The sequence below is a fragment of the Streptomyces sp. NPDC055400 genome (assembly GCF_053644375.1).
In genome coordinates, this window is sequence record NZ_JBSHLM010000015.1 from 161,814 (window position 1) to 188,492 (window position 26,679).

General features: G+C 71.2%; 25 protein-coding genes and 2 pseudogenes. 22 read left to right on the forward strand and 5 right to left on the reverse strand.

Annotation, left to right across the window (positions count from 1 at the left end; all coding sequences use genetic code 11):
* The first annotated feature begins 7 nt into the window (after positions 1-7).
* The 3 genes from ACWIGU_RS33655 (at position 8) to ACWIGU_RS33665 (ending at position 4,290) form a co-directional block, all read left to right on the forward strand.
* Entirely contained in the window at positions 8-685 is a 678-nt protein-coding gene (locus ACWIGU_RS33655) for a transglycosylase SLT domain-containing protein (RefSeq protein ID WP_454405542.1), read from the forward strand.
* A gap of 111 nt (positions 686-796) precedes the next feature.
* Positions 797-2,845 carry an APC family permease gene (locus ACWIGU_RS33660; protein ID WP_454405454.1) on the forward strand — a complete coding sequence of 683 codons (2,049 nt, stop codon included), beginning with the start codon at positions 797-799 and terminating at the stop codon, positions 2,843-2,845.
* 113 nt (positions 2,846-2,958) lie between these two features.
* Positions 2,959-4,290: a class I SAM-dependent RNA methyltransferase gene (locus ACWIGU_RS33665; RefSeq protein ID WP_454405455.1), complete on the forward strand. Its 1,332-nt coding sequence runs from the start codon at positions 2,959-2,961 to the stop codon at positions 4,288-4,290.
* A 166-nt stretch (positions 4,291-4,456) separates the two neighbouring features.
* Here the strand turns inward: ACWIGU_RS33665 and ACWIGU_RS33670 are convergent, their stop codons facing one another.
* Positions 4,457-4,759, reverse strand: coding sequence for a DUF1876 domain-containing protein (locus ACWIGU_RS33670; RefSeq protein ID WP_454405456.1), 303 nt, complete (start codon positions 4,757-4,759; stop codon positions 4,457-4,459).
* Positions 4,760-4,887: 128 nt separating this feature from the next.
* On the opposite strand from ACWIGU_RS33670, the gene ACWIGU_RS33675 reads away from it, so the two are divergent.
* Entirely contained in the window at positions 4,888-5,664 is a 777-nt protein-coding gene (locus ACWIGU_RS33675; protein WP_454405457.1) for a DUF72 domain-containing protein, read from the forward strand.
* Here ACWIGU_RS33675 and ACWIGU_RS33680 read toward each other — a convergent pair.
* Positions 5,659-6,804 (reverse strand): CapA family protein, encoded by a 1,146-nt coding sequence (locus tag ACWIGU_RS33680; protein ID WP_454405459.1) that lies wholly within the window; start codon positions 6,802-6,804, stop codon positions 5,659-5,661. The genes ACWIGU_RS33675 and ACWIGU_RS33680 overlap by 6 nt on opposite strands.
* A gap of 86 nt (positions 6,805-6,890) precedes the next feature.
* A pseudogene (locus ACWIGU_RS33685) lies at positions 6,891-7,398 on the reverse strand (helicase-related protein); the annotation flags it as partial.
* A gap of 150 nt (positions 7,399-7,548) precedes the next feature.
* Between ACWIGU_RS33685 and ACWIGU_RS33690 the strand changes: the two are divergent.
* The 16 genes and pseudogenes from ACWIGU_RS33690 (at position 7,549) to ACWIGU_RS33765 (ending at position 20,952) form a co-directional block, all read left to right on the forward strand.
* The gene (locus ACWIGU_RS33690; protein WP_454405460.1) at positions 7,549-10,251 is read left to right on the forward strand and encodes a LuxR C-terminal-related transcriptional regulator; all 2,703 of its coding nucleotides are present in this window, start codon (positions 7,549-7,551) and stop codon (positions 10,249-10,251) included.
* A 152-nt stretch (positions 10,252-10,403) separates the two neighbouring features.
* Entirely contained in the window at positions 10,404-10,613 is a 210-nt protein-coding gene (locus tag ACWIGU_RS33695) for a hypothetical protein (RefSeq protein WP_356281640.1), read from the forward strand.
* A 220-nt stretch (positions 10,614-10,833) separates the two neighbouring features.
* A complete protein-coding gene (locus ACWIGU_RS33700) occupies positions 10,834-11,496 on the forward strand; it encodes an HdeD family acid-resistance protein (protein ID WP_454405461.1) in 663 nt (220 codons plus the stop codon).
* A gap of 203 nt (positions 11,497-11,699) precedes the next feature.
* On the forward strand, positions 11,700-12,170 hold the full coding sequence (locus ACWIGU_RS33705) for an SHOCT domain-containing protein (protein WP_454405462.1): 471 nt from the start codon (positions 11,700-11,702) through the stop codon (positions 12,168-12,170).
* A 34-nt stretch (positions 12,171-12,204) separates the two neighbouring features.
* Positions 12,205-12,627, forward strand: coding sequence for a DUF7144 family membrane protein (locus tag ACWIGU_RS33710; protein ID WP_454405463.1), 423 nt, complete (start codon positions 12,205-12,207; stop codon positions 12,625-12,627).
* A 398-nt stretch (positions 12,628-13,025) separates the two neighbouring features.
* Positions 13,026-13,229, forward strand: coding sequence for a cold-shock protein (locus tag ACWIGU_RS33715; protein ID WP_266558953.1), 204 nt, complete (start codon positions 13,026-13,028; stop codon positions 13,227-13,229).
* Positions 13,230-13,434: 205 nt separating this feature from the next.
* Positions 13,435-14,898 (forward strand): DEAD/DEAH box helicase, encoded by a 1,464-nt coding sequence (locus tag ACWIGU_RS33720; RefSeq protein WP_454405464.1) that lies wholly within the window; start codon positions 13,435-13,437, stop codon positions 14,896-14,898.
* 149 nt (positions 14,899-15,047) lie between these two features.
* On the forward strand, positions 15,048-15,242 hold the full coding sequence (locus ACWIGU_RS33725) for a hypothetical protein (RefSeq protein WP_454405465.1): 195 nt from the start codon (positions 15,048-15,050) through the stop codon (positions 15,240-15,242).
* Between the two features lie 7 nt (positions 15,243-15,249).
* On the forward strand, positions 15,250-15,561 hold the full coding sequence (locus ACWIGU_RS33730) for an SCO5918 family protein (protein ID WP_454405466.1): 312 nt from the start codon (positions 15,250-15,252) through the stop codon (positions 15,559-15,561).
* Positions 15,562-15,668: 107 nt separating this feature from the next.
* Positions 15,669-15,884: pseudogene (locus ACWIGU_RS33735) on the forward strand (TOBE domain-containing protein); the annotation flags it as partial.
* A gap of 151 nt (positions 15,885-16,035) precedes the next feature.
* Complete coding sequence (locus ACWIGU_RS33740) at positions 16,036-16,836, forward strand: ABC transporter ATP-binding protein (protein ID WP_454405467.1); 801 nt, start codon at positions 16,036-16,038, stop codon at positions 16,834-16,836.
* 3 nt (positions 16,837-16,839) lie between these two features.
* Positions 16,840-18,177, forward strand: coding sequence for an FtsX-like permease family protein (locus ACWIGU_RS33745; protein WP_454405468.1), 1,338 nt, complete (start codon positions 16,840-16,842; stop codon positions 18,175-18,177).
* Positions 18,178-18,316: 139 nt separating this feature from the next.
* Positions 18,317-18,703 (forward strand): cell division protein SepF, encoded by a 387-nt coding sequence (locus ACWIGU_RS33750; RefSeq protein ID WP_356281670.1) that lies wholly within the window; start codon positions 18,317-18,319, stop codon positions 18,701-18,703.
* A gap of 90 nt (positions 18,704-18,793) precedes the next feature.
* Complete coding sequence (locus ACWIGU_RS33755; protein ID WP_454405469.1) at positions 18,794-19,942, forward strand: AAA family ATPase; 1,149 nt, start codon at positions 18,794-18,796, stop codon at positions 19,940-19,942.
* Complete coding sequence (locus ACWIGU_RS33760; RefSeq protein ID WP_454405470.1) at positions 19,939-20,271, forward strand: nucleotide pyrophosphohydrolase; 333 nt, start codon at positions 19,939-19,941, stop codon at positions 20,269-20,271. The genes ACWIGU_RS33755 and ACWIGU_RS33760 overlap by 4 nt, the downstream gene beginning before the upstream one ends.
* A gap of 201 nt (positions 20,272-20,472) precedes the next feature.
* Positions 20,473-20,952 (forward strand): DUF6099 family protein, encoded by a 480-nt coding sequence (locus ACWIGU_RS33765; protein WP_454405471.1) that lies wholly within the window; start codon positions 20,473-20,475, stop codon positions 20,950-20,952.
* 73 nt (positions 20,953-21,025) lie between these two features.
* Here ACWIGU_RS33765 and ACWIGU_RS33770 read toward each other — a convergent pair whose 3' ends face one another.
* Positions 21,026-21,223 (reverse strand): hypothetical protein, encoded by a 198-nt coding sequence (locus ACWIGU_RS33770; RefSeq protein WP_100591218.1) that lies wholly within the window; start codon positions 21,221-21,223, stop codon positions 21,026-21,028.
* A 239-nt stretch (positions 21,224-21,462) separates the two neighbouring features.
* The gene (locus ACWIGU_RS33775; RefSeq protein WP_454405472.1) at positions 21,463-22,386 is read right to left on the reverse strand and encodes an LLM class F420-dependent oxidoreductase; all 924 of its coding nucleotides are present in this window, start codon (positions 22,384-22,386) and stop codon (positions 21,463-21,465) included.
* Between the two features lie 104 nt (positions 22,387-22,490).
* Between ACWIGU_RS33775 and ACWIGU_RS33780 the strand changes: the two genes are divergently transcribed.
* On the forward strand, positions 22,491-24,050 hold the full coding sequence (locus ACWIGU_RS33780; protein ID WP_454405473.1) for a 3' terminal RNA ribose 2'-O-methyltransferase Hen1: 1,560 nt from the start codon (positions 22,491-22,493) through the stop codon (positions 24,048-24,050).
* Positions 24,047-26,620: a polynucleotide kinase-phosphatase gene (locus ACWIGU_RS33785; protein WP_454405474.1), complete on the forward strand. Its 2,574-nt coding sequence runs from the start codon at positions 24,047-24,049 to the stop codon at positions 26,618-26,620. The genes ACWIGU_RS33780 and ACWIGU_RS33785 overlap by 4 nt, the downstream gene beginning before the upstream one ends.
* Positions 26,621-26,679 lie beyond the last annotated feature (59 nt).

The window sequence follows — 26,679 nt, forward strand, 5'->3', positions numbered from 1 at the left end:
TCTGGTGATGGCCTGGGCGTGCGGGCGGTCGGGGGATACGGGGGCTGCCGGGACCGGTGGGACCAGGGGGACCGCGGGAACCACTGGGAAGCCGGATGCGTCCGCCCACCCCTCGCGAACGCCCTCTCCGAGCCACGCCCCGAAGCCCCGCCTCAGCAGCCCCACCGCCCCCTCAGTCTCGTCAGGTACGTACGACCCGGCGGCATACGCCCCGCAGGTCCGCTCCCGCGCGGCCGAGGCCGGGGTGAGTCCGCAGCTCCTCATGGCGATCCTCTACAACGAGTCGTACAAGCCGCACGACCCGGCCCTGGAGCGCGCCTGGCAGCGCTACAAGCCGGGCGCCGCCTTCGGGATCGCCAATATGCACCGCGCCGCGTTCGACGAGACCAAGCGGGGCCGGGCCTTCGCGGGGCGCCGGTGGGAGGAGCTGCCCGACGACCGGGACCTCGCCGTGCGCGCGGCTGCCTGGTATCTCCACGACTTGGCGCGGCACCTGCCCGCGCACCCCTCGGGCCCGTACGACAGGCAGGAGCTGCTCGCCCTCGGCTACAACACGGGCGCGGGCAACATGCAGGCCTTCGCGCGCGGTGTGAAGCCCGGGAGCCAGGCCGCGGACTATCTGGCCCGGCTGCGTTCGAACTGGGACAAGGCGGGGCGATCCGTCTCCCGCGCCGGTGGCGACTGAGGCCGTAAGCCCTCGCCAGGACTGGTCTGTCAGGCGCCCGGTGTGAGGTTCCGGTGCACTTGGGGGGTGGTGGGTGGGCGGCTCCCCGTTCGAACGCTTACGATCCTCTGCGTGTCCAAACTGACCGACGTGCCCAAACGGATCTTGATCGGGCGCGCTCTGCGCAGCGACCGGCTCGGAGAAACGCTCCTGCCGAAGCGCATCGCCCTCCCCGTTTTCGCCTCCGACCCGCTGTCCTCCGTGGCCTACGCGCCGGGCGAGGTGTTGCTGGTCCTGTCCATCGCGGGCGTGTCGGCATATCACTTCAGCCCCTGGATCGCCGTCGCGGTCGTGGTGCTGATGTTCACCGTGGTCGCCTCCTACCGCCAGAACGTCCACGCGTACCCGAGCGGCGGCGGCGACTACGAGGTCGCGACCACGAACCTCGGCCCCAAGGCCGGCCTCACCGTCGCGAGCGCCCTCCTCGTCGACTACGTCCTCACCGTCGCCGTGTCGATCGCCTCAGGCATCGAGAACCTCGGCTCGGCGATCCCGTTCGTCGTCGAGCACAAGGTGCTGTGCGCGGTCCTCGTCATCGTGCTGCTCACACTGATGAACCTGCGCGGCGTGAAGGAGTCCGGGAAGCTCTTCGCCATCCCGACCTACGTCTTCGTGGCCGGCGTCTTCATCATGATCGCGTGGGGCGCGTTCCGCGGACTCGTCCTCGACGACACGATGAAGGCGCCCACCGCCGACTTCCACATCAAGGCCGAGCACCAGGGCCTCGCGGGCTTCGCCCTCGTCTTCCTGCTGCTGCGCGCGTTCTCCTCCGGCTGTGCCGCGCTCACCGGCGTCGAGGCGATCAGCAACGGCGTACCGGCGTTCCGCAAGCCGAAGTCGAAGAACGCGGCGACCACGCTCGCGGCGATGGGCCTGCTGGCCGTCACCATGTTCTGCGGCATCATCGCCCTGGCCATGACGACCAAGGTCCGCATGGCCGAGAACCCGGCGACCGACCTGATCCACAACGGCGTCGCGGTCGGCGGGAGCTACGTCCAGAACCCGGTGATCTCCCAGGTCGCCGAGGCCGTCTTCGGCAAGGGCAGCTTCCTCTTCGTCATCCTCGCCGCGGCCACCGCCCTGGTCCTCTTCCTCGCGGCCAACACCGCGTACAACGGGTTCCCGCTCCTCGGCTCGATCCTCGCCCAGGACCGCTACCTGCCGCGCCAGCTGCACACCCGCGGCGACCGCCTCGCGTTCTCGAACGGCATCGTGCTCCTCGCGGGCGCGGCGGCGCTCCTCGTCGTGATCTACGGCGCCGACTCGACGCGCCTCATCCAGCTGTACATCGTCGGCGTGTTCGTCTCGTTCACGCTGAGCCAGACCGGCATGGTCCGGCACTGGAACCGCCACCTGCGCACCGAGAAGGACCCGGCCAAGCGCCGCCACATGGTCCGCTCGCGCGCCATCAACACCTTCGGCGCGTTCTTCACCGGCCTCGTGCTCGTCGTGGTCCTCGTCACGAAGTTCACGCACGGCGCCTGGGTCGCCCTCCTCGGCATGTGCATCTTCTACGCGACGATGACCGCGATCCGTAAGCACTACGACCGCGTGTCCGAGGAGATCCAGGCCCCCGAGACGCCGACCGACGACAGCGTCCGGCCGTCCCGCGTGCACTCGATCGTCCTCGTCTCCAAGATCCACCGGCCGACGCTGCGCGCCCTGGCCTACGCCAAGCTCATGCGCAGCGACACGCTCGAGGCGCTCAGCGTGAACGTCGACCCGGCCGAGACGAAGGCCCTGCGCGAGGAGTGGGAGCGGCGCGGCATCGACGTACCGCTCAAGGTCCTCGACTCCCCCTACCGCGAGATCACCCGGCCGATCATCGAGTACGTCAAGGGCCTGCGCCGCGAATCGCCCCGCGACGCGGTCAGCGTGATCATCCCCGAGTACGTGGTCGGCCACTGGTACGAGCACCTGCTCCACAACCAGTCCGCCCTGCGCCTCAAGGGCCGACTCCTGTTCACCCCCGGCATCATGGTCACCTCGGTGCCCTACCAGCTCGAGTCCTCCGAGGCCGCCAAGAAGCGGGCTCGCAGGCGCCAGGACTGGAACGCGCCGGGCGCCGTGCGCCGCGGCCCCGTCGAGAAGCGCCCGAAGGAGCCCTCGAACAAGGGCTGACCCCCCTCGGCTGTCGTGTGGCGAGCGGCCGGACCACACCCACGTAGACTGGTGGGCTGTTGTCCGGCCGTTCGCCGTGTCCCTTGCTTTCTTACGTTGTGGAGTCCCCCGCCATGCAGGCAGAACCGAAGAAGTCGCTGGTCGGGGAGGAGTACGAGGTCGAGATCGGCCCCGTCGCCCACGGAGGCCACTGCATCGCCCGCACGGACGAGGGGCAGGTCCTGTTCGTCCGGCACGCGCTGCCCGGCGAGAAGGTCGTGGCCCGCGTCACGGACGGCGAGGAAGGCGCCCGCTTCCTGCGCGCCGACGCGGTCACCGTCATCGAGGCGTCCAAGGACCGCGTCGAGGCACCCTGCCCGTACGCCGGTCCCGGCCGCTGCGGCGGCTGCGACTGGCAGCACGCCAAGCCGGGCGCGCAGCGCCGCCTCAAGGGCGAGGTCATCGCCGAGCAGCTCCAGCGCCTCGCGGGCCTCACGCCCGAGGAGGCCGGCTGGGACGGCACGGTCATGCCGGCCGAGGGCGACAAGCTCCCGGCGGGCGAGGTCCCGCAGTGGCGCACGCGGGTGCAGTACGCGGTCGACCCCGACACCGGGAAGGCGGGCCTGCGCCGCCACCGCTCGCACGAGGTCGAGCCGGTCGAGCACTGCATGATCGCGGCGCCGGGCGTCTCCGAGCTCGGCATCGAGAAGCGCGACTGGACGGGCATGGAGTCCATCGAGGCGATCGCGGCGACGGGCTCCCAGGACCGCCAGGTCATCCTGACCCCGCGCCCCGGCGCGCGCCTGCCCCTCGTCGAACTCGACAAGCCGGTCTCCGTGCTGCGCGTCGACGAGAAGGACGGCGGCATCCACCGGGTCCACGGCCGCGGGTTCGTACGCGAGCGCGCCGACGGCCGCACGCACCGCGTCGGCAGCGGCGGCTTCTGGCAGGTGCATCCGCAGGCGGCGGACACGCTGGTCAAGGCGGTCATGCAGGGACTGCTGCCCCGCAAGGGCGAGATGGCGCTCGACCTGTACTGCGGCGTCGGCCTCTTCGCCGGCGCGATCGCGGACCGCATCGGCGACCAGGGCGCGGTGCTCGGCATCGAGTCGGGCAAGCGCGCGGTCGAGGACGCCCGCCACAACCTGGCCGCGTTCGACCGCGTCCGCATCGAACAGGGCAAGGTCGAATCGGTCCTCCCGCGCACGGGCATCACCGAGGTGGACCTGATCGTCCTGGACCCGCCTCGCGCGGGTGCGGGCAAGAAGACGGTGGAGCACTTGGCGTCGCTCGGTGCGCGCCGCATCGCGTACGTGGCGTGCGACCCGGCGGCGCTGGCGCGGGACTTGGCGTACTTCCGCGACAGCGGCTACAAGGTCCGGATGCTGCGGGCGTTCGACCTGTTCCCGATGACGCATCACGTGGAGTGCGTGGCCATTCTGGAACCGGTGAAGAAGGACGCCTGACCTGCATCTTTATCAGGTGTGCGGTGATGTGCGCCGCATGCGTCACGGCGAAATCCTGACGCATGTCTGACGCACGTCTGACGCACGCGGGTGGAGTCCCGTTGCCGGTGCCGCGGAATCGTGCGTGCCGGAACGGTACGACGCTCAGCCGCGGCGGCGCCGCAGCCTACCTGGCCAGGCCCGCGTCATCCGGCCAGCCGTAGGCGGTGCGCGGCGGATCGGGTACGGCGCCCACCGCCGCCAGGTCCCGGTCGGCGGCGTGCATCAGCTGACCGGCCAGGTCGCGCATCGCCCGGCTCGCCGCGAGCTCGTCCCCTATCGCGGGGATGTCCACGTCCTGGGGATTGCAGCGCGCCTTGCCTCGTCCGACCATCTGCGTCTTCCCGTCGCCGAGCACTGCCCGTGCTTTGGTGACGCCGTCCTCCTCGGTCAGGTAGACGCCGACCTTCCACTCTTCGGTGTGTGTCATGACGTGCCTCCTCAGGCTCCGGTCCCTCCGAGTCCAGCAGTTTCCAGAATCCCTCCGTACAGGGTCATTTGGCGATTTCAGCCTGTTTCGGTATGGATATCCCTATTTCTCGCGGGTAGGGGCCGTGCATGCCCATGCTCGTCGGAACCTCGGGGTGGCAGTACGAGGACTGGCGCGGCGCTCTCTACCCGACCGGCCTGCCGCAGCGGCTGTGGCTGGAGGAGTACGCCCGGCGATTCGCGACCGTCGAGAACAACAACGCCTTCTACCGGCTTCCGACGAAGGAGATCTTCGGGTCTTGGCGGGAGCGGACGCCTGAGGGGTTCGTCATGGCGGTCAAGGCCAGCCGCTATCTGACCCATATGAAGCGGCTGCACGACCCCGAGGAGCCGGTGCACCGTCTGCTGGACCGTGCCGAGGGCCTTGGTGACCGGCTGGGGCCCGTACTGCTGCAATTGCCGCCCCACCTCCGGGAGGACGTCGGAGCGCTGGATGCGTGCCTGAGCTGCTTTTCAAGCACGGTCCGGGTGGCCGTTGAACCGCGGCACCCCTCTTGGTGGGACGCGGGGCGGGAGCTTCGGACGGTACTTGAGCGGCACGGCAGCGCGCTGTGCTGGGCGGACCGGGGATCACGGCCGGTGACGCCGCTGTGGCGTACCGCGTCCTGGGGTTACGTGCGCTTCCACGGCGGCATCGCCCAGCCGCCGCCCCGCTATGGCCGGCAGGCGTTGAAGTCCTGGGCCGGTCGCATCGCCGGCGCCTGGCAGGACCGGGACGACGTGTACGTGTACTTCAACAACGACCTGGGCGGTGCTGCCGTCGTCGACGCTGCGAAGTTCGCCCGGGCCGCGGCCACGCTGGGCCGGACGGTGAGCCGGACGCCGTCGTCCCTCACGCGCTCATGACGGCCGGGCGCCGTTGTGGACGGGCGACCCGTCGGCGCCGAGGGTGAGGACGCCGTCCGGGTCGTACGCGATGCGCGAGCCGAAGCCGCGGCTGATCCGGCCCAGGAGGTCCTGAAGCCACTGGCAGTCCTTCGCCGACGCCCTCCGAAGCCGCATCCGCCGGGTCTGGAAGGGCGTGATGCGCAGTTCGCGGAGTCTGCCGGTGCAGGGCTCCAGCGAGGGGGAGTAGAGCAGCCGCAGGTCGTCGCGGTAGTTCTCGTAGCCGGAGATGCCCTCGTAGTCGTTGACCAGGTCGCCGCAGCCGTAGGCGATGAGCTTTCCCCGATACAGCTCGAGCGGCCGGGGATGGTGCGAGGAATGCCCGTGGACGACGTCCGCGCCTCCGTCGACGAGTGCGTGTGCGAAGCGGACCTGGTCGCGGGGGACGGTGTAGCCCCAGTTGGAACCCCAGTGGATCGAGGTGACGACGATGTCACCCGGTCGTTTCACCTGCCGGATCCGGGTGACCACCGCAGCCGCTGCGGCGTCCGAGGCCTCGGCCACGTAGTCGATCCCACTCCGGTCCGCCGCGGCGGCCCAGCTCGGCGGGATTCCGCTGGACGGCATGCCGAAGGAGTGGACCAGGATCCGCCGGCCGCCCTTGACAGGGACGATCGCCGGCCGACGGGCCGCGTCCGCGTCGTGTCCCGCACCCGCCGAGGCGATACCGGCGCCCGCCAGCGCGTCGAGGGTCTCCGCGAGCCCGCGGCGGCCGAAGTCGAGGACGTGGTTGTTCGCCAGGACACAGACGTCGGGGCGGGCGGCGGTGAGGCAGGGCAGATTGGCGGGATGCATGCGGTAGTGGACGGCCTTGCCGGGTGCGAAGTCGTCGCTCCGCGTGACGCTGGTCTCCAGATTGAGCACCACGGCGTCGGAAGAGGCCCGGTCGAGGAGCCGCAGCGTGTCACCCCAGGGCCAGGAGAAACCGACCGGGCGGGGAATCGGCCCGTTCGAGGCCTCCGCCAGCTCGACATAGGAGCGGGCGTCCCGGACGTACGTCTCCGCCAGTGCCGGATCACCGGGGTGCGGAAGTATCTGGTCGACGCCCCGCCCGAGCATCACGTCGCCGGCGAGGCACAGCGTGATCAGATCACCCTGCATACCTCCAGGCTAGAACCCCGCCACAGGCATGTCACGGGAGCCGCGACGCCGCCGTGCTCAGTCGGCCGAGGTGCACGACGCCCGCGTTCCTGGCCGGGGACGACCGGCTCGACCCAGCCGCGGCTCCAGAGGAGACGGAGCCCCGCGGCGTGCGACAGGGTGGCCTTTTGCGTGGTCAGGAACAGGCAGGTGCGGATGCTTCCTGCCGGCGCCCCGTGCGGCCGACGCGTTGGAGGAACGAGGCTACGGTGCCAGGCGCGTCGATCTGGATGACGCGGTCCAAGTCGCCCACGTCGATGCGGAGTTCCAGGGTTGAGGTGGCCACAATGACGCAGTCGCGTGCCTCGGTGAATGCCTGGTCGGATCTGGCTCGCTCATCCGTCGACAGCAAGGCGTGCGACAGGAAGACCGTGACGTCGCGTGCCCGCAGCCACGACCCGGCCCGTAACGCCGATCGGCTCCCGCGCCCCGGAGCCAGGTGAGCAGTTGCTGTGGATTCCCGACGGTTGCCGACAGGCCGATGCGCTGAATACGGCGCCCTCTCAACCGCTCCAGCCTTTCGCGTGCCGGCAGGAGATGCCAGCCGCGGTCTTCGATCTCGCTGAATGGGGCAACTGCCTGCATGTTCCCTTGAGGTGTTCAGCGCGGGGCTCCCCGTCGACAACTCCGCCCCCGCGCGCATGGCCGGAAAGGCTGGGATCCTGGCGGGGAGAGGGCCCGTGATTCGACCCCTGACGGGCAGCGATGGTGAGTGCCGTGGCGGAATTCCACGAGCATGCTCCAGGACCGGCCGGTCCGGCTGTTCCGTCACTGGACCCTCTGGGGGACTCGTTTCTCCGCACGCGGATCGCCTTGCCGGCGCGACCCGCCACGTACCTGCGGCGGCGGCGGCTCGACCGGCACCTCGACAAGGCTCTTCGGACGCGGTTGACACTGGTCAACGGCGCGGCCGGCGCGGGCAAGACCCTGCTGGCCGCCGACTGGGCCGCCGGCCTGCCGCAGCCGGTCGCCTGGCTCACCGCTGAGGACGAGGACCGGCAGCCCGGTGTGTTCTGGGCGTACGTGATCGAGGCTCTGCGCGCGTGCGGTGCGCCGGTCTCCGGCGCGGTCGGGGTCCCGATGGAGGCGGCCCGCGTGGACCGCAAGCTGCTGGCGGCGCTCGCCGCCGATCTGGACGCACGTCAGCAGCCCGTGATCCTCGTGGTCGACGAGTTCGACCGCGTGACCAACCCGGAGGTCGCCGAGCAGCTGGAATTCGTCCTGCACCACACCGGGCAGGGCATGCGTCTGGTCCTCGTCACCCGCACCGAACCCCTGCTGCCGTTGCACCGTTACCGGGCGGCCGGCGAGCTGACGGAGCTGCGCGGCGCGGAGCTGGCCTTCACCCCCGAGGAGGCTGTCCCGCTGCTCGAACTGCACGGTCTGCACGTTTCGGTCCACGCCGCGCGCGCCCTGGTGGACCGCACCCGGGGCTGGGCAGCCGGCCTGTGCCTCTGCGCCCTGGCCGCGCGCGAGAGCACGGACCCCGAGCTCTACCTGAAGGAGTTCGAGGCGGACCGGAGTACGGTCGCGGACTTCCTGCTGGCCGAGGTGCTCAAACGGCAGCCGGAGGAGACACAGGATCTCCTGCTGCGCGTCAGCGTCCTGCAGCGTTTCAGCCCTGATCTGGCGAACGCGCTGACCGGGCGGACCGACGCGGAGCCCCTGCTCGCCGAGCTGCACCGCGCGAACGCGTTCGTCGAGGACCTCGGGCACTCGCTGCACCGGCTCCACCCGCTGTTCGGGGAGATACTCCGGGCCCATCTGCGGGTCCGCCTGCCGGGCCTCGAGCCCGAGCTCCACCGACGTGCCGCGCAGTGGCTGCGCCGCTCCGGGTCCCTCCTGGAGACACTCACTCACGGCGCCGCCTCGGGCGACTGGGGTCTCACCGCCGGTGCCCTCGTCGGCGACCTGGCGATCGGACAGCTCTTCACCGGCCTGCGCTCGGGCGACGTCGACCAGTTGTTCTCCGGGATGGACCCCGATGCCACCGGTGCCGCGACGGATCTCGTCCGGGCGGCCCGCGAGCTGTCCCGGTGCGACATCGAGCGTGGCCTCTCCCACCTGCACCGTGCCGAGGAGCGGCTTGCCGCCGACCGGTCCGACGGAGCGGCCGCGCAGCTGAGCTGTGCGCTGCTCGAGGCGCTGGCCGCCCGGCTGACCGGTTCTCCCGAGCTGGCCGAGGAGGCCGCGGAGGCGGCCGGCCGCCTCCGGCGGGCGGTCCCGGAGCACCTGCTCGACAGGCATCCCGAGTTCACCGCGCTCCTTCTGACCCACCTCGGCTCCACGCGCCTGTGGGCCGGGCGCTTCGAGGACGCGCGTGCTGCCCTGACCACTGTGGCAGGCACTCATGGCGGAGCGTCCACCGTGCTGCCCCGTGAGGAGTCGCTGGGGCACCTGGCACTGATCGACTACCTGAACGGCTGGAACGGCAGGGCGGAACGCAAGGCCCTGGCCGGTGCCTCCGAGGCGGAGGGGTTCTGTCTGCCCCGGACTCGCGCTGCCGGCACCGGTACCGGCATCGGGCTGCTGGTGCTGGCCGCCGTGGCCGTCGACCGCGACGAGCTGGGCCGTGCGCAGACGCTCCTCGACGAGACGGCCCGGCTCCCCTCCGCGACACACGATCCGGTGATCGCCGCGGGACGGGCCATGACCAGGGCGCGTCTCCTGCTGGTCCAGGGAAACGCCACTGCCGCCGTCGAGGCGGCGGACCCAGGCGTTCCTGTCGCTGTCGCGTCCCCCTGGGCGGCGGACCATGAGGCGCTGGCCGCCTCCGCCGCGCATGTCGCCGGAGGACGGCTGGAGAGGGCGGCCGAGGTGCTCCAGGGTGTGTCCGGCGAACAGCCGGTGTGTGCGGTGGAAGCCGCGCGGATGCTGCTCGCCGCAGGTCGCCCGGAAGAGGCCGTCGGTCTGCTCGACAGCATCGACACCGGGGGCCGGACCGGGCCGGGCGTGACCGTGCGGGCAGCGCTGGTCAGGGCTCAGGCCGCACAGGGGGCGGGAGACGACGCCACGGCCCGCCGGCTCGTCGCGCAGGCACTGCTCGGCGCCCGGCGCGAGCGGCTTCGCAGACCGTTCCTCGATGCCCGGCCGTGGATCCGGCCTCTGCTGTCGGCCGCGCCCCTCCAGGAGCTGGCCGCGGACTGGCTGACGCCGGCTCCGTCGCGCCGAGGTGAACCGGCCACGACCGACGCGCGGCCCCCACAGCTCGTTGCCGGGGAGCTGAGCGGACGCGAGCGGGACGTGCTGGAGCGGCTGGCCCTGATGATGTCGACCGAGGAGATCGCCGCCGACCTCTACGTGTCGGTGAACACGGTGAAGACCCACCTCAAGAGCGTCTACCGGAAGCTGGGGGTGAACCGGCGCAACGAGGCGGTGCGCCGCGCGCGCGAGCTCGGACTCGTGTGAACGGGCGTCGCCGGCCGGGTGGGAGCCGGGTCGTCGTGCGTCGGGCGCGGCAGGTCACCTGTACCGGGTGAGGCCCGGCCGGGCGTCGAGGCGGAGGCTCGCAGGAGGGGATGTCGCCCACCTGCCCCACACCGCCGGCGGGAGAAAAGCCCATGCGCTGCGAGTTCCGCGTCGAGGGACACATGTCGGAAACGCTGACCAAAGCCTTTCCGGAGCTGGGCCACGTGATGATGTCCGGCCAGACGATCCTGTTCGGTCGCGTCGTGGACGACGCGCACCTGTACGGTCTGCTGGCCCGACTCCAGTCTCTGGGACAGCGGGTCCTGGAGATGCGGCAGCTGCCGGAGGATCCGGCCGGCTGATGCGCCCGAACGCGGTGAACCGGCGGCTGATCCACCGAACGCGGAGAACTCGAGGAAGGCGGTCTCCCGCCCTTCCACACCGTCATGGCCGTGCTCACGGATCACCCGCCGTGGGTGACCCGGCGGCCTGCGGCGCGCGGGACGCTGGGGCTGTCAGGTCCCCGCGTACGGCCCCTTCGGCGTCCGGGAACGGCCCGCTCGATCCGCGCGAGGAGGAGCCATGACCATGCCGCGTGGTCCGGCGCCGCACACCGAACCGGAACCTCCCGCCGACGGGGACGCCCCCCGCCCGGCCGACGACGCCGCGGACGTACTGGCGCGACTCGGCCGTTCATGGACCTGGATCATGGGCTCGGCGGTCGTGACGCTGGTGCCAGGCGTCCTGATCCTGGTCTGGCCGAAGGAGACACTGCATGTCCTCGCGGTCCTCATCGGCCTGTACCTGCTGGTCACGGGGGTGTTCCGGTTCGTCGCCGTCTTCGCACGGGACGGGCACGGCGAACGGCTGTCGGGGCTGCTCCTCGCCGTGCTGTTCCTTCTGGCCGGGGTGCTGTGCCTGCGGAACCCGCTGCAGACCATCACCGCGCTCTCCCTGATCGTCGGCGTCGTCTGGCTCGTGTCCGGCGTGCTCACCCTCTACACCGCCATCGCCTCCAAGGGCCTCCCGCACCGCGGCGTGCTCCTGGGCGTCGCGGTGCTCGGCATCGTCGCCGGGATCGTGGTGCTGGCCCTGCCTGCCGAGTCGGCACAAGCCCTGACCCGGCTGCTCGGACTGTGGCTCGTCCTGCTCGGTCTGGCCGAGGCGGCGGTCGCCCTCGCCTGGCGGGCCGCGCTTCGAAAGGCCGGCGTCACGGACCAGCCCGGCCCCTCGACGACGGCCTGACACCGGGCCCCACCCGTACGCACGTCCTGGCGCAGAAGCGTGCCCACCCGTACGCACGTCCTGTCGCAGGAGCACGTCCATCGGCGGATGCCGGGCCGTCCACAGGCTCACCCGCGTCGGGTGAGGCCACGCGGCCCCGGCCGTGAGCACGCTGAATACGGCTCGCAAACGCGGCCGGTGAGCGCTCGGGACGGAGAAGAGACATGAACGCGCAGACGGTCCTGGCGTACGACTATCCCCTGCTGAGCGTCTTCTGGAGCATGCTCTGGTTCTTCCTGTGGATCATGTGGTTCGTCCTGCTGTTCCGCATCATCGGGGACATCTTCCGTGACGACGACCTGGGCGGCTGGGCGAAAGCCGGCTGGCTGGCGTTCACCGTCCTCCTGCCCTTCCTGGGAGTCTTCGTCTACATGATCGCCCGCGGCAAGAACATGGGCCGCCGGGAGATCGCGCAGGCCCGGGAGCAGCAGAGGGCCTTCGACAGCTACATCAAGAAGACCGCGGGCGGTACGGACCGGCCCAACACCGTGGACGAGCTCTCCAGGCTGTCCGAGATCCGCGCCCGCGGCGACATCACGGACGAGGAGTTCAACAGGGCGAAGGAGCTGGTCCTGAGCGGCCACGGCCCTGCCGAGCGCCCGGGTACCGACAAGACCACCGGCTCAGGAAGCTGAGCATGTGCCGGGCGACGCGAAACGAGGAACCGACATGACCACGACCCACACACAACAGGCGGACACGACGAAGCAGGCGTGGGCAGGCGGGTTGACGCTCTTCGCGGGCATCATGCTCACGATCGTCGGTCTGCTCGGCATCTGCCGGGGAATCATGGGGATCGCGAAGGACGACATCTTCGTCACCACGCGCAACTACATCTTCAAGTTCGACCTGACGGGCTGGGGCTGGATCCATCTCATTCTGGGCGTACTCGCCGTGATCGTCAGCTACGGGCTGATCCAGAAGGCGACATGGGCACGCGTCGCCGGCGTGGTCATCGCCGGACTCGTGATCATCGCCAACTTCCTCTCCCTCCCGTACTACCCGGTCTGGTCGGTCGTGCTGATCGCGATCTCGGGCTTCGTCATCTGGGCGCTGTGCGTGGTCCGGAGCGACGAGTCCCCCGACCGGTAGGGCCCCGGGCGTGGGCGGCACACCCTCGGTGAGGCCCTCCACCAGCACCTCGACATCTCTCCGCTCACGTCCGCCCTGCTCGCCTTCATCACCGAGCGCACCGGCGACCGCTACCTGATATCTGTTCCGGCGAGTGCAGAAATTGAGGGCGGGAGGCTGACGTTTTTCCGGGTGGCAGGGCTGAGGAATTGGAGTTCTGCGGGGATTTCGCGATGGCATGCTACTGTTGGATTTAGTTGCAGTTGTGGTTCCCAAAAACTTCGAGTGCCTCCGCCGGGATATTCTTTCCGGCGGGAGCGCTTCTGTGTTTCCGGTGTCCTTTCCGGGCGGGGCGATGATCGCGGCGACAGGAGTGCGCACAGTGCGGGCTCCGGGCACTGCCCCGAAGGAGATATGACATGGCTGCTGGCACCGTGAAGTGGTTCAACGCGGAAAAGGGTTTCGGCTTCATCGAGCAGGACGGCGGCGGCCCCGACGTCTTCGCCCACTACTCGAACATCGCCGCCCAGGGCTTCCGTGAGCTGCAGGAAGGCCAGAAGGTGAACTTCGACATCGGTCAGGGCCAGAAGGGCCCGACGGCCGAGAACATCGTTCCCGCCTGACGCCGTCGCTGACGCGTAGACCGTAGCTGGGGCCCGCACCTTGGGGTGCGGGCCCCAGCTCGTTGCTTTTCCGGGTGCCGTTCATGTTTTTGGCATCCAATGATTCGGCTCGTTCCTGCGATTCCCTGTGCTGTTCAAATGTCGCGGGAATTCCCTGACGCGTGCCGTGTATTTTCGTGCCGCGTCCAGGAAGGTTTTGCCGATCATGAAACGTACGTATGGGGCAGATCGAGGGAGTCGAGCCGGGCGGACGAGCCGGAGCGTGGTCTCCGGGGAGTTCGCGCTGCCGAAGACCGTTCGGCCGGGCCTCCCCGCAGTCGCTTCCTTCAGGGAGCTCGCCCTGCCGGACGAGCTCCTTCGGATGCTCACCAGTCTCGGCATGAACGAGCCGTTCCCCATCCAGGCCGCGACCCTGCCCAACTCCCTCGCCGGGCGTGACGTGCTCGGCCGCGGCCGTACCGGGTCCGGCAAGACCCTCGCGTTCGGGCTCGCCCTCCTCGCCCGTACCGCCGGACGGCGCGCCGAGCCCCGCAGCCCGCTCGCCCTGGTCCTCGTCCCCACCCGCGAACTCGCCCAGCAGGTCACCGAGGCGCTCACCCCGTACGCGCGGTCGCTGAAGCTGCGCCTGGCCACCGTCGTCGGCGGCATGTCCATCGGACGTCAGGCCGGAGCGCTGCGCGGCGGCGTCGAGATCGTCGTCGCCACCCCGGGGCGGCTCAAGGACCTCATCGACCGAGGCGACTGCCGGCTCGACGAGGTGGCCGTCACGGTGCTCGACGAGGCCGACCAGATGGCCGACATGGGCTTCATGTCCCAGGTCACGGCCCTGCTCGACCACGTGCGGCCGGAGGGTCAGCGCATGCTGTTCTCCGCCACGCTCGACCGCAACGTCGACCTCCTCGTGCGCCGCTATCTGCACGACCCCGTGGTCCACTCCGTCGACCCGTCGGCCGGCGCGGTGACCACGATGGAACACCACGTCCTGCACGTGCACCCCGTCGACAAGCATGCGGCCACCACCGAGATCGCGGCCCGCGACGGCCGGGTCATCATGTTCCTCGACACCAAGCACGCCGTGGACCGGCTGACCCGGGACCTGCTCGGCGTCGGTGTGCGCGCCGCCGCCCTGCACGGCGGCAAGTCCCAGCCGCAGCGCAGTCGCACGCTCGCCCAGTTCAAGAGCGGCCACGTCACCGTCCTGGTCGCGACCAACGTCGCCGCCCGCGGCATCCACGTCGACAGCCTCGACCTCGTGGTCAACGTCGACCCGCCGAGCGACCACAAGGACTACCTGCACCGCGGCGGCCGTACGGCCCGTGCCGGGGAGTCCGGCAGCGTCGTCACCCTCGTCCTGCCCAACCAGCGCCGCGACATGAGCCGACTGATGCGCGACGCCGGAATCACCCCGCGGATCGCCCAAGTCCGGGCGGGAGAAGCCGAGTTGAGCCGCATCACCGGGGCGCGGACGCCGTCCGGTGTGCCGGTCGTCATCACCGCGCCGGTGACGGAACGCCCTCGGCGCAGCGGGGCGAGCACCCGTGGCCGCCGCAGCCGTTCCGCCGAGGCCCGGCGCGCCGCCGATCCGAGGCGCGCCACCGACCAGCCGCGCGCGGGGCAGGGCGCGGCACCCTTCCGGCAGTCCGTGCCACCGGTCGCCGCGGCCTCCTGACCTGTTACGCCACGGCCCGCAGCCCCGCCCCAACCCGCCATCCCGTAGGAGGCACTTTGACTCTGGTCGAGACACATCCGCGCAAGACGGCCCGCCCGCCTTCGGGGGCAGCCTCCCTGAGGCCGTCGGAACCTCACGTCTGGGCCGACATGACCGTCGAGGTCGCCCTGTCCGTCCTCGACAGCTCCCGTGCCGGCCGGCTCCTCCTCTGCGACGAGGACGGCCGCTGCACCGGCACGGTGAGCCGCGCCGAGCTGAGCGCCGCGCGCGACAGCGCCCGCTACACCGATCGCACCCAGCTGCGGGACATCGTCCACAACTGCGTTCCGTCCCTCTCCCTGTGAGGCCCTCATGCGCTGTGTCATCGCCAGATTCCCCTTCGACCTGTTCAGCAGCGACGTGCTGGACGCGATGAAGGGCGTCAAACCCGAACCCGTGACCGGCGACTCCGTGGTCATCGGGCGGCGCCGCTACCCCGTCAAGCAGGTCGGGGCCGTCATCACCCGGCAGGACCGGCGCGACTTCACCTCCGCTGAGGTGGTCAGGGCCCTGACCTCGCTCGGCTTCACCTGTACCGAGGTCTCCGCGGGCGGCTCCGCCGGGGCTGAACTCACCCCGCTCCAGGCCGCGTCGGCGCTGATGGGCCTGCCGGCCTCCGCGTAGACACGCCACCGCCGGCGCGGCCCTGCGGACGCATGGTGTTCAATTTGGCCGCGGCACGGCGGTCGCGACGGCGCCGGGGCCTCTCCATGCGTCCCTCGACGAGGTGAGAGGACGCCTCGTACACCTCCGCGCGCAACGCCTTCCCCGGCATCGTCACCGGTGTGAAGCTCGGCGACGTGGCGGCCCAGGTCGAGATCCAGGCGGGCCCGCACCGGCTCGTCTCGCTGCTGACCCGCGAGGCCGTCGAGGAACTCGGCCTCGAAGTGGGCATGCAGGCCATCGCCCGCGTGAAGTCGACCAACGTGCACATCGACCTCACCTGACCCGGCCCACCGGGCACCCGTAAGCGCGGGGTGTACGTAGCAACACCCGAGGTCCGGGCTGTACGCCCCATGTGCGGGAACGCCGCCGTCCCTAACGTCGTAGGCATGGCGCAGACAGCGCCGTGACGACGACGGTGGACGGGGAGAGACCATGTTCCGACGTACGGGCCGAGCGGGCGGCAGCGGACCGGCAGGGCACGGCGGCGAGGCCCTGCGCCTCGTCAAGGTCAGCAAGACGTACGGGGCCGAAGAGGGCGCCGAGAACGCTGTCACCGCACTCGACGACGTGACCCTCAGCCTGCGGACCGGGACGTTCACCGCGGTGATGGGGCCCTCCGGCTCCGGCAAGTCCACGCTCCTGCAGTGCGCGGCCGGACTCGACCGGCCCGACAGCGGCATCGTGATGGTCGACGGCGAGGCGATGACGGGCGGCACCGAGGCGGCCCTCACCAAGTTCCGCCGCCGCCGGATCGGTTTCGTCTTCCAGCAGTACAACCTGCTGCCGACGCTGACCGTCGCGCAGAACACCACCCTGCCGCTCAGGCTCGCCGGGCGGCGGATCAACCGGGCCCGCGCCCAGGACATCCTCACCCAGGTCGGCCTCGGCGACCGGCTCGGCCACCGCCCCGACCAGCTCTCCGGCGGCCAGCGTCAGCGCGTCGCCATCGCCCGCGCCCTCGTCACCGAACCCGCCGTGATCTTCGCGGACGAACCGACCGGCGCCCTCGACACCCGCAGCGCCCGCGACGTCCTGCGCCTGCTCCAGGAAGCCGTGCGCCTGCACGGCAGGACCGTCGTCATGGTGACGCACGACCCGGTCGCCGCCTCGTACGCGGACTCCGTGCTCTTCCTCGCGGACGGCCGCCTGGCCGGGGAGATGACCGCACCCACCGTCGACGCCGTGGCCGAACGCCTCGCGCACCTCGGCGACAGCACACTGACGGGGGTGTGAGGGATGTTCGCACTCGCCCTGCGCTCCGTCCGCCTGCGCCCCGGACGCCTCCTCGCGACACTCCTGTCGGCCTTCCTCGGCGCGGCGATCATCATGACGTTCAACTCGCTGCACGACACGGCGGGCGCCGCCGGCGTCGACCACGTCAGCGCGGAGAGCCTCACCACCGCGGCGAGTGTCGTCGGCGGCTACGGGACGCTCCTCGTGTTCTTCGCCGTCGCCTCCACCCTGACCGTCAACGTCCGTCAGCGAGCCGGCGAGATCACCCTCCTGCGCCACACCGGCGCCACCCCCGCTCAGATCAAGCGCATGATCGTCGGCGAGTCCGTGATCGTGGCCCTCGCCGGTTCGGCGCTCGCCGTCGGGCCCGCGATGCTCGGCGGCCAGGCACTGCTCGACGTGTTCAAGGACAGCGGCCAGGTCGCCGGCGGCGTCAGCCACGTCTTCGGTCCCGTCGCCCTCGTGTCCGGCGTCGCCATCACTCTGCTCGCCTCCGCGGGCGCCGCGTTCCTCGCGGTGCGGCGCGCCACGAGGAACGCCGCAGGGATGCGGAAAGGGCGGGGCAGGGCGCGGAAGTTCGCCGCCTGGGGAGCGCTCGCCGCCGGCGCCGCCGGTGTCCTGTGCACCTTCGCCATGAAGGCCACCGACGCGGCCCTCATGGCGGCGCCCGCCTACGGCGCGATCCTGCTCTCCGTAGGCTTCGCGATGCTTTCCCCTGCGCTGCTGCGCGGCTTCCTCGGCCGCACGGAACCCCTGCTCACCGCACTCGCCGGCGCGAGCGGCTATCTGACGGTACGGAACATGCGGCAGCGCGCCGACCAGCTCTCCGGCGTCCTGATGCCGCTGATCCTTTTCACCGGCATGGCCACGGCCACCCTCTACATGCAGGCCGTCGAGAGCGACGCGATCAAGGCGTCCGGCGTCGCCAAGTCCGTCGGGGACAAGAACCTGGAGACCCTCAACTTCGTGGTCGTCGGCATCATCGTCGTCTTCGCCTGCGTCATGCTCGTCAACACCCTGTACGCGGAGACCTCCTATCGGGTCCGCGAGTTCGGCCGGCAGCGCCTCGCCGGTGCCACGCCGGTCCAGGTCCTCGGGACGGTCGCGGTCGAGAGCCTCGTCCTCACGGTGACGGGTGTGTTCTTCGGCACGGTCGCGGGCCTGGCCGGAATCGTGCCCTTCACCGCGGTCCGCACCGACTCGCTCCTGCCCGACCAGGGCCTCGGCATCTGGCTCACGGTCGTGGCACTCGCGGCCGCAGCGACCCTGGTGACCAGTCTGGGCACGGCCCGCAGGACCCTGCGCGTCAAGGCCGTGGACGCCGTCGCGATCGCCGCCTGACACCGGATCGAAGCGCCCGGCACGGTCCGCGCCCGCCACCACGGCGGATGCGGACCGTGTCGCTGTTGGGCTGAACGGGTGACTTGGCGTAAGAATGGCGGGTGCAGACAACAGTACGAGCCCGGACGGGGTGGGGGCAGTGAACAGCCACGACGTCACTGACGAACAGTGGGAAGGGCTCGCCCAGGTCGTACCTCTGCGCGGCCGTAACGCATGGCCGTCGGCGGTCGACCACAGGGCCGTTCCCGAAGCGGAGACCGAGGCGCGGCGACGGTTCGTCGTGCTGCGGATCAATGTGTTCGCGGACGCCCGCGAGGTCGCCGAGACCGTGATGACGGGCATCCCCGTGCTGCTCGACCTGAGCGGCGCGGAGTCCGATGTCGCCAAGCGCGTCCTGGACTTCAGCAGCGGAGTGGTCATGGGCCTCGGCTGCGGAATGCACCGCGTCGACCGCAATGTCTTCCTGCTCGCCCCTCCCGGCACCGAGGTGCAGGACTTCGTGGCGGGGGCTGTTCCCCGGGCATAGTCACCCGGCCGGGACCACCGGTCCCCCGATCGTAGGAAGGTCCGCCCGGAGGAACGGTTCGCCCGGCCCGCCCCCGCTTACCGTCCGAACATGAGCTTGCTCGCGCGGGGCGCACCCCCGGCCCCCCAGGACCGGCCGAGCGTCACCGAACTGCGGCTCTCCGCCTTCGCCGCGCACCGCGGCGCAAGCTTTCCGCTGGGCCCGCTGACCCTCTTCGCCGGGCCGAGCGGCAGCGGCAAGTCCAGCGCGCTGAAGGCCTATGAGGGTCTGGCCCGGCTCGCCGGCGGCGCGGGCCTCGACGAGGTGTACGCCGATCCGGCCGCCTGCGTCCCCGACCGGGCCCGGCCCGACGCGCAGCGGCGCCGCGGCTTCCGCATCGGCTGCACCGTCACCGGGCCCGTCGGACCGGTCCGTCTCGACCTCGCGATCCAGGCGGAACCCGAACTGCGCATCGTGGGCGAGCGGTTGACCTGCGACGGCCGCATCCTCCTGGAGACCGCGCTGCGCGACCCAGGGCGCCGCGTCGTCCAGGCCGCCTGGCACACGGCGGGCGCGACCTCGGTGACCCGCGCGCCCCTGCCGGACGACCTGCTCGGCACGGCGCTCCTGCCGCTGCGCGTCGCGGGCAAGACACCAGGCCAGCGGCTCGTCATCGCCGCCGCCGAACAAGTGGTGGTCGCCCTGCGCTCCGTCTTCTCCTGCGACCCCCAGCCCGCCCGCATGCGCGGTCCCGCCCAGGCCACCGCCGACCGCCTGCTGAGCGGCTGCGACAACCTCGCCGCCGTCCTGTGGCGTACGCGCTCCGAGTGCGGCATCCGGCACGCGCTGCTCGTCGCCGCCGCCCGGGCCGGCTGCGCGGGACCCGTCGTCGACGTCCTGTCGGAGGACCTCGGCAACGGCACGGTGCGGGCCGTGCTCGACCGCGGCGACGGTCTGCGCACCCCCGTCGACCGGCTCGGGGACGGCGAGTTGAGGTACCTGGCGCTCGCCCTGGTCCTGCTCACCGGCCCCCGGGTGCTCGAGGTCGACCCGGCGGCGGAGGTCCCCGAGGCGTACCAGACGCTCACCGTCCTCGCCGACGGCCTCGACCGCAGCCTCGACCCGCGGCAGCTGCGGGAGCTGACGGCGCTCGCGGTGCGGATGTGCGGGCGCGGGCACATCCGGCTGGCGGGTGCGGTCGGCGACGGGACGTGGGCGGCGCGGGAGCACGGAGCGGCGGTGGTAGACCTTGGGTCGTGACAGAACTTGATGTGGCGGGACTGCAGCGCCGGCTGGCGCGGTTCGCTGAGGCCAGGAACTGGGAGCAGTACCACACGCCGAAGAACCTGGTGGCCGCGCTGAGCGTGGAGGCGTCCGAACTGGTGGAGATCTTCCAGTGGTTGACCCCTCAGGAGTCGGCCGGCGTGATGGCGGACCCGGACACGGCGCACCGGGTGCGCGACGAGGTCGCGGATGTCCTCGCGTATCTGCTGCAGCTGTGCGAGGTGCTCGGGATCGACGCGCTGGCGGCCCTGTCGGCGAAGATCGACCGCAACGAGGAACGGTTTCCGGTGCCGGGGGAGGGCTGAGGTCCGCGGTTGAGACAGGCGGTTGGGACCGGTGGCTGAGACCGGCTGGAAGGGCCGCACGACCGGTCTTGTCACTCTATGGAGTCACGAAATTATCAACATTGGATTCCGTGTCCACAGATTTCGGTCGTCCTCTGGCTTTTCACCTCTCCGACCCTCACTCTGGGTAGTGGACCAGGGAGTTCGGGACGGGGGCGGCGCATGGACGCGGTGCGACTCATCAGGGCGAGCCGACGGGCCCTGGCGGAGAGCCAGGACGCGCCGGCCATCACGCGGGAGGCATGGCAGGCCCAGGCCCTCGCACAGGCCATGGGGAACAGGTTGGCGAGAGAGGGCCCGCCGGAGCTGAGGGGTGAGGCCCGCGGACTGAGCGAGGCGGGCGGCAGAGGCTGCTCGGGCTCGGCGATCCCGGTCATCGGGGCGGGCGGCATACGGGCGGCGCAGCTCACGGAGCTGCCCGAGGCGCACCAGGCACTGGTCGGGTTGGCCGCGCTGCTCGGGGAAGTGGGGATCGCCCTGGTGGGCATAGCAAGCGAGGCGGAGGAGGAGGGGGACTACTGGCACTGCATGGACGCCATCGACGCCGCCGACGAATCACGGGACAGGGTCCTCGAGATAATCCGCCGGCTCGGGCTGCGCCGCGACACCATGTCGGAGTCGGAGCCTGACTCGGCGGCATAGAGGGCGCGCCAGTTGGTGCGGCGGCGGGCTTCGGGGGGCGCACCGGCATCGGTGCGACGCGCCCCCGGCGGGGTCAGAGGCGGTGGCCCTCGTCGGCGGACGGGGCGCCGGGTCCGGTGGACTGCTGAAGGTCGGCGTCGAGCTGCGACAGATCCGCGTTGAGCGCGGCCATCAGCTCTTCCATCTGCTGGAGCAGACCCTTGGGCGCGCCCTCCTGATCCGGCCCGGCCGGTTCGTGGACGACCTGCTCGGACATGGCTTCCTGGGACATGGCGGCCTCCTCGGCCCTCGCCCTCCCCGCGGGGGAAGGCGGTTGACGCAAGCGTCGCCCGGCAGCGGCAGTCGCCGCCGGTGCGGGTGCCGGGCGGTCCGGCTCCGCCCGAGCCAACGATCACTCGCGTGAACGGGTCACTGGCCGGGGCCCCGGCCACGTGCCCGGTTGACGGATGTTCACCCGACGGGGGCGGGGCCGGAGCACCGGGACCAGCGGAGTTGACGCGTGTCCTCGTCCTAGGACAGCTGGGGCATCACCTCGGTGGCGATCAGTTCCAAGTGGTCCAGGTCGTCCAGGTCGAGCATCTGGAGATACATCCGCTGCGAGCCGACGGCCTGGTACGCGGCGATCCGCTCGACGACCTCGGCCGGCGACCCGGCGAGCCCGTTCGCCTTCAGCTCGTCCACGTCACGGCCGATCGTGGCGGCGCGGCGCCTGACGTCGGCGTCGGTCTTGCCGACGCACGCCACCAGGGCATTGGAGTAGACGAGGCTGTCGGCGCTGCGGCCGTGCTGCTCAACCGCCGCACGGACCCGCTTGAACTGCTGTTCCGTGTCGGCGAGCGACGCGAAGGGGATGTTGAACTCGTCGGCATACTGCCCGGCGAGCGCCGGGGTCCGCTTGGCGCCGTGCCCGCCGATCAGGACGGGCACCTTGCTCTGCGCCGGCTTCGGCAGCGCGGGGGAGTCCGTCAGCTGGTAGTAGGTGCCGTTGAAGTTGAAGCGCTCGCCGACGGGCGTGCTCCACAGGCCCGTGACGACGGCGAGTTGCTCCTCGAGGCGGCCGAACTTCTCCTTCGGGAAGGGGATGCCGTAAGCCTCGTGCTCCGCCCCGTACCAGCCGGAGCCGAGGCCCAACTCCACGCGGCCCCCCGACATCTGGTCGACCTGCGCGACCTGGATCGCGAGGACGCCGGGGAGGCGGAAGGTGCCGGCGGTCATCAGTGTGCCGAGGCGGATCCGCCTGGTCTCGCGGGCGAGCCCGGCCAGCGTGATCCAGGCATCGGTGGGGCCGGGGAGCCCGTCGGCGGAACCCATGTGCAAGTAATGGTCAGACCGGAAAAACGCTCCGTAATTGAGGTCTTCAGCGGCCTTCGCGACACGGAGAAGCGTCTCGTAGGTCGCGCCTTGCTGCGGTTCTGTGAAGACTCGAAGATCCATTCATCCATCATGCACCGGTCACTTCTGGTGACCTTTTAGAACCGCAGCGTCCCGGGAGAGAAATGCGTGGTCGGAGGCGGTACTGGCGGACCATACTCGGACGCGTGTTCCTGACGATCAGTACGACCGGCACCCCTGAACGCCCCGCGACCGACCTCGGGTTTCTGCTGCACAAGCACCCCGACAACGCGCAGGCGTTCTCCACCTCGCACGGAACCGCGCACGTCCTCTACCCGGAGGCGTCCCCGGAGCGCTGCACCGCGGCGCTGCTCCTTGAGGTGGATCCGGTCGCGCTCGTGCGCCGCGGCAAGGGAAAGGGCCGCGGCGGCGCCCCCGACGCGGCGCTCGCGCAGTATGTGAACGACCGGCCGTACGCCGCGTCGTCCCTGCTCGCCGTGGCGATCGGCCATGTGTTCTCCAGCGCCCTGCGCGGACAGTGCAAGGCCATGCCCGAGCGGGCCGGGCAGCCGATGCCGCTGCGCATCGAGGTGCCCGCGGTGCCCGCCCGCGGCGGGGCCGCGCTGGTGCGCCGGCTCTTCGAGCCGCTCGGCTGGACCACGGTGACGGCCGACCCGGTGGCGCTCGACGAGCAGTTCCCCGAGTGGGGCGACTCGCGCTACGTGCGTCTCGTCCTGGAGGGCGAGCTGCGGCTCGCCGAGGCGCTGCGGCACCTGTATGTGCTGCTGCCCGTGCTCGACGACGCCAAGCACTACTGGGTCTCGGCCGACGAGGTCGACAAGCTGCTTCGGGCGGGTGAGGGCTGGCTGCCCACGCACCCCGAGCAGAAGCTGATCACCAGCCGCTACCTCGCGCGACGTCGGGCACTCACCCGCAGCGCCATGGAGCGACTGGAACTGGTCCGGCTCGCCGACGCGGACGACACCGACGTGGAGGCCATCGACAACGCGGTCGACGAGGCGACGGACACCGAGGAGCAGCCCGTACCGCTGGCCGTTCAGCGGCGCGACGCCATCACCGCCGCGCTCAGGGCGGCGGGGGCCGGGCGGGTGCTCGACCTGGGCTGCGGGCAGGGCCAGTTGGTGCACGAGCTGCTCAAGGACACCCGGTTCACCGAGATCGTCGGTGTCGATGTGTCGATGCGGGCCCTGACGATCGCCGCCCGGCGCCTCAAGACCGACCGGATGGGCGAGCGCGAGGCCGCCCGCGTCACGCTGCTCCAGGGCTCGCTCGCGTACACCGACAAGCGGCTCAAGGGGTATGACGCGGCGGTCCTCAGCGAGGTCATCGAGCACCTCGACCTGCCGCGGCTGCCCGCACTGGAGTACGCGGTGTTCGGCTCCGCGCGACCGAGGACCGTCCTCGTGACGACGCCGAACGTCGAGTACAACGTCCGCTGGGAGACCCTGCCCGCCGGGCACGTCCGGCACGGCGACCACCGCTTCGAGTGGACCCGCGAGGAGTTCCGCACCTGGGCGCGCGCGGTGGCCGAACGGCACGGCTACGACGTGGAGTTCGAGCCCGTAGGACCCGACGACCCGGAGGTCGGCCCGCCCACCCAGATGGCCGTCTTCACCTCGACCGACCGGACCCCGACCGACCGGACCCCGACCGACCGGACCCCGACCGACCGGACCCCGACCGACCGGACCCCGACCGACCGGACCTCGACCGACCCGAGTCCGAAGGAGGCGAAGGCCGCATGACCACCACCCCCGGTTCCCACGCTCGTACGCTCCCCGTCACCGACCTGTCCCTCGTCGTCCTCGTCGGCGCCTCGGGGTCCGGCAAGTCGACGTTCGCGCGGCGGCACTTCAAGCCCACCGAGATCATCTCCAGCGACTTCTGCCGTGGGCTCGTCGCCGACGACGAGAACGACCAGAGCGCCAGCCGCGACGCCTTCGACGTGCTCCACTACATCGCGGGCAAGCGCCTCGCGGCCGGGCGGCTCACCGTCGTCGACGCGACCAACGTCCAGCAGGAGAGCCGCAAACAGCTCGTCGACCTGGCGCGGCAGTACGACGTGCTGCCCATCGCCATCGTCCTCGACATCCCCGAGGAGGTCTGCGCCGCGCGCAACGCGGAGCGCGCCGACCGCGCCGGCATGCACCGCCGCGTCATCTCCCGGCACACCCGCGAACTGCGGCGCTCCCTGCGTCACCTGGAGCGCGAGGGCTTCCGCAAGGTCCACATCCTGCGCGGCGCGGAAGAAGCCGACAGCGCCGAGGTCGTACGCGAGAAGCGCTACAACGACCTCACGCACCTCACGGGCCCCTTCGACATCATCGGCGACATCCACGGCTGCGCCTTTGAGCTGGAGACGCTGCTCACCAGGCTCGGTTACGCGGACGGTGTGCACCCCGACGGCCGTAAGGCGGTGTTCGTCGGCGACCTCGTCGACCGGGGGCCCGACTCCCCGGGCGTCCTGCGCCGCGTCATGTCGATGGTCAAGTCGGGCCACGCGCTGTGTGTGCCCGGGAACCACGAGAACAAGTTCGGCCGTTACCTCAAGGGCAGAAAGGTCCAGCACACGCACGGCCTCGCCGAGACCGTCGAGCAGTTCGCGGGCGAGAGCGAGGAGTTCAGGCGGGAAGTCGCGGAGTTCGTCGACGGCCTCGTCAGCCACTACGTCCTCGACGGGGGCAAGCTCGTGGTGTGCCACGCGGGCCTGCCCGAGAAGTACCACGGCCGCACGTCCGGGCGGGTGCGCTCGCACGCGCTGTACGGGGACACGACCGGCGAGACCGACGAGTTCGGCCTGCCCGTGCGCTACCCGTGGGCCGAGGACTACCGGGGCAGCGCGGCCGTCGTCTACGGCCACACGCCGGTCCCGCAGGCCACCTGGCTCAACAACACCATCTGCGTCGACACCGGCGCCGTGTTCGGCGGCAAGCTGACCGCGCTGCGCTGGCCGGAGCGCGAACTCGTCGACGTACCCGCCGAGAAGGTCTGGTACGAGCCGTTGAAGCCGCTGCGGACCGAGGCGCCCGGCGGGCAGGACGGGCGGCCGCTCGACCTCGCCGACGTGCACGGACGGCGGGCCGTCGAGACCCGGCACGCGGGACGCGTCGCCGTGCGCGAGGAGAACGCGGCGGCGGCCCTGGAGGTCATGAGCCGCTTCGCCGTCGACCCGCGCCTGGTCCCGTACCTGCCGCCGACGATGGCGCCGACGGCCACGTCACGGGAAGACACCCGCGGCGGAGCCGCTGATGGACACTTCCTGGAGCACCCCGCCGAGGCCTTCGCCCAGTACGCCGCCGACGGAGTGGGGCGCGTCGTGTGCGAGGAGAAGCACATGGGCTCGCGCGCCGTGGCCCTGGTGTGCCGGGACGCGGGCGTGGCGCGCGAGCGCTTCGGCGTCCTGGAGGGGCCCACCGGCGCGCTCTACACCCGTACCGGACGGTCCTTCTTCGCCGACGAGCAGGTCACCGAGGAGATCCTCGGCCGGGTGCGCGCCGCCGTCACGGACGCAGGCCTGTGGGACGAACTCGACACGGACTGGCTGCTGCTCGACACGGAGCTGATGCCCTGGTCGCTCAAGGCGTCGGGCCTGCTGCGCTCGCAGTACGCCGCCGTGGGCGCCGCGTCCGTTGCCGTGTTCCCGGGTGCCATCGCCGGCCTGGAAGCGGCGGCGGCGCGGGGCGTCGACGTGGGTGAACTGCTCGGCAGGCAGCGTGAACGGGCCGAAGACGCGGCCGCGTTCACGGACGCCTACCGGCGCTACTGCTGGACGACGGACGGGCTCGACGGGGTGCGGCTCGCGCCGTTCCAGATCCTGGCCGTGCAGGGCCGGTCGCTGGCCGCGCTGCCGCACGACGAGCAGCTCGCCCTCATCGACCGCATGGTCGAGCACGACGGGTCCGGGCTCCTGCAGACCACCCGGCGGCTCTTCGTGGACACCGGCGACGAGGCGTCGGTGAGCGCCGGTGTCGACTGGTGGCTGGAGATGACGGGCCGCGGCGGCGAGGGCATGGTCGTCAAGCCGGTCGAGGCGCTCACGCGCGACGGCAAGGGCCGTCTCGTACAGCCGGGCATCAAGTGCCGGGGCCGCGAGTACCTGCGGATCATCTACGGTCCCGAGTACACGCGCCCCGACCACCTGGAACGCCTGCGCGGCCGCTTCCTCGGGCACAAGCGCTCGCTCGCCGTCCGCGAGTACGCGCTCGGCCTGGAGGCGCTCGACCGGCTCGCGGACGGGGAGCCGCTGTGGCGCGTCCACGAAGCGGTGTTCGCGGTCCTCGCGCTCGAGTCGGAGCCGGTCGACCCGAGGCTGTGAGCGCGCGGATGTGAGCCGCCACCCAGCTCCTTGATTGCACGGGCACGGGCCGTCCGGCC

What these genes read in the sequence shown, in the direction of transcription:
- ACWIGU_RS33705 (WP_454405462.1), top strand. Translation starts at nt 11,700, where the DNA reads ATGAACGCGCAGACGGTCCTGGCGTACGACTATCCCCTGCTGAGCGTC.
- ACWIGU_RS33690 (WP_454405460.1), top strand. Translation starts at nt 7,549, where the DNA reads ATGGTGAGTGCCGTGGCGGAATTCCACGAGCATGCTCCAGGACCGGCC.
- ACWIGU_RS33655 (WP_454405542.1), top strand. Translation starts at nt 8, where the DNA reads ATGGCCTGGGCGTGCGGGCGGTCGGGGGATACGGGGGCTGCCGGGACC.
- ACWIGU_RS33680 (WP_454405459.1), bottom strand. Translation starts at nt 6,804, where the DNA reads ATGCAGGGTGATCTGATCACGCTGTGCCTCGCCGGCGACGTGATGCTC.
- ACWIGU_RS33700 (WP_454405461.1), top strand. Translation starts at nt 10,834, where the DNA reads ATGACCATGCCGCGTGGTCCGGCGCCGCACACCGAACCGGAACCTCCC.
- ACWIGU_RS33785 (WP_454405474.1), top strand. Translation starts at nt 24,047, where the DNA reads ATGACCACCACCCCCGGTTCCCACGCTCGTACGCTCCCCGTCACCGAC.
- ACWIGU_RS33715 (WP_266558953.1), top strand. Translation starts at nt 13,026, where the DNA reads ATGGCTGCTGGCACCGTGAAGTGGTTCAACGCGGAAAAGGGTTTCGGC.
- ACWIGU_RS33755 (WP_454405469.1), top strand. Translation starts at nt 18,794, where the DNA reads ATGAGCTTGCTCGCGCGGGGCGCACCCCCGGCCCCCCAGGACCGGCCG.
- ACWIGU_RS33675 (WP_454405457.1), top strand. Translation starts at nt 4,888, where the DNA reads ATGCCCATGCTCGTCGGAACCTCGGGGTGGCAGTACGAGGACTGGCGC.
- ACWIGU_RS33670 (WP_454405456.1), bottom strand. Translation starts at nt 4,759, where the DNA reads ATGACACACACCGAAGAGTGGAAGGTCGGCGTCTACCTGACCGAGGAG.
- ACWIGU_RS33730 (WP_454405466.1), top strand. Translation starts at nt 15,250, where the DNA reads ATGCGCTGTGTCATCGCCAGATTCCCCTTCGACCTGTTCAGCAGCGAC.
- ACWIGU_RS33740 (WP_454405467.1), top strand. Translation starts at nt 16,036, where the DNA reads ATGTTCCGACGTACGGGCCGAGCGGGCGGCAGCGGACCGGCAGGGCAC.
- ACWIGU_RS33720 (WP_454405464.1), top strand. Translation starts at nt 13,435, where the DNA reads ATGAAACGTACGTATGGGGCAGATCGAGGGAGTCGAGCCGGGCGGACG.
- ACWIGU_RS33775 (WP_454405472.1), bottom strand. Translation starts at nt 22,386, where the DNA reads ATGGATCTTCGAGTCTTCACAGAACCGCAGCAAGGCGCGACCTACGAG.
- ACWIGU_RS33725 (WP_454405465.1), top strand. Translation starts at nt 15,048, where the DNA reads ATGACCGTCGAGGTCGCCCTGTCCGTCCTCGACAGCTCCCGTGCCGGC.
- ACWIGU_RS33745 (WP_454405468.1), top strand. Translation starts at nt 16,840, where the DNA reads ATGTTCGCACTCGCCCTGCGCTCCGTCCGCCTGCGCCCCGGACGCCTC.
- ACWIGU_RS33695 (WP_356281640.1), top strand. Translation starts at nt 10,404, where the DNA reads ATGCGCTGCGAGTTCCGCGTCGAGGGACACATGTCGGAAACGCTGACC.
- ACWIGU_RS33770 (WP_100591218.1), bottom strand. Translation starts at nt 21,223, where the DNA reads ATGTCCCAGGAAGCCATGTCCGAGCAGGTCGTCCACGAACCGGCCGGG.
- ACWIGU_RS33765 (WP_454405471.1), top strand. Translation starts at nt 20,473, where the DNA reads ATGGACGCGGTGCGACTCATCAGGGCGAGCCGACGGGCCCTGGCGGAG.
- ACWIGU_RS33710 (WP_454405463.1), top strand. Translation starts at nt 12,205, where the DNA reads ATGACCACGACCCACACACAACAGGCGGACACGACGAAGCAGGCGTGG.
- ACWIGU_RS33665 (WP_454405455.1), top strand. Translation starts at nt 2,959, where the DNA reads ATGCAGGCAGAACCGAAGAAGTCGCTGGTCGGGGAGGAGTACGAGGTC.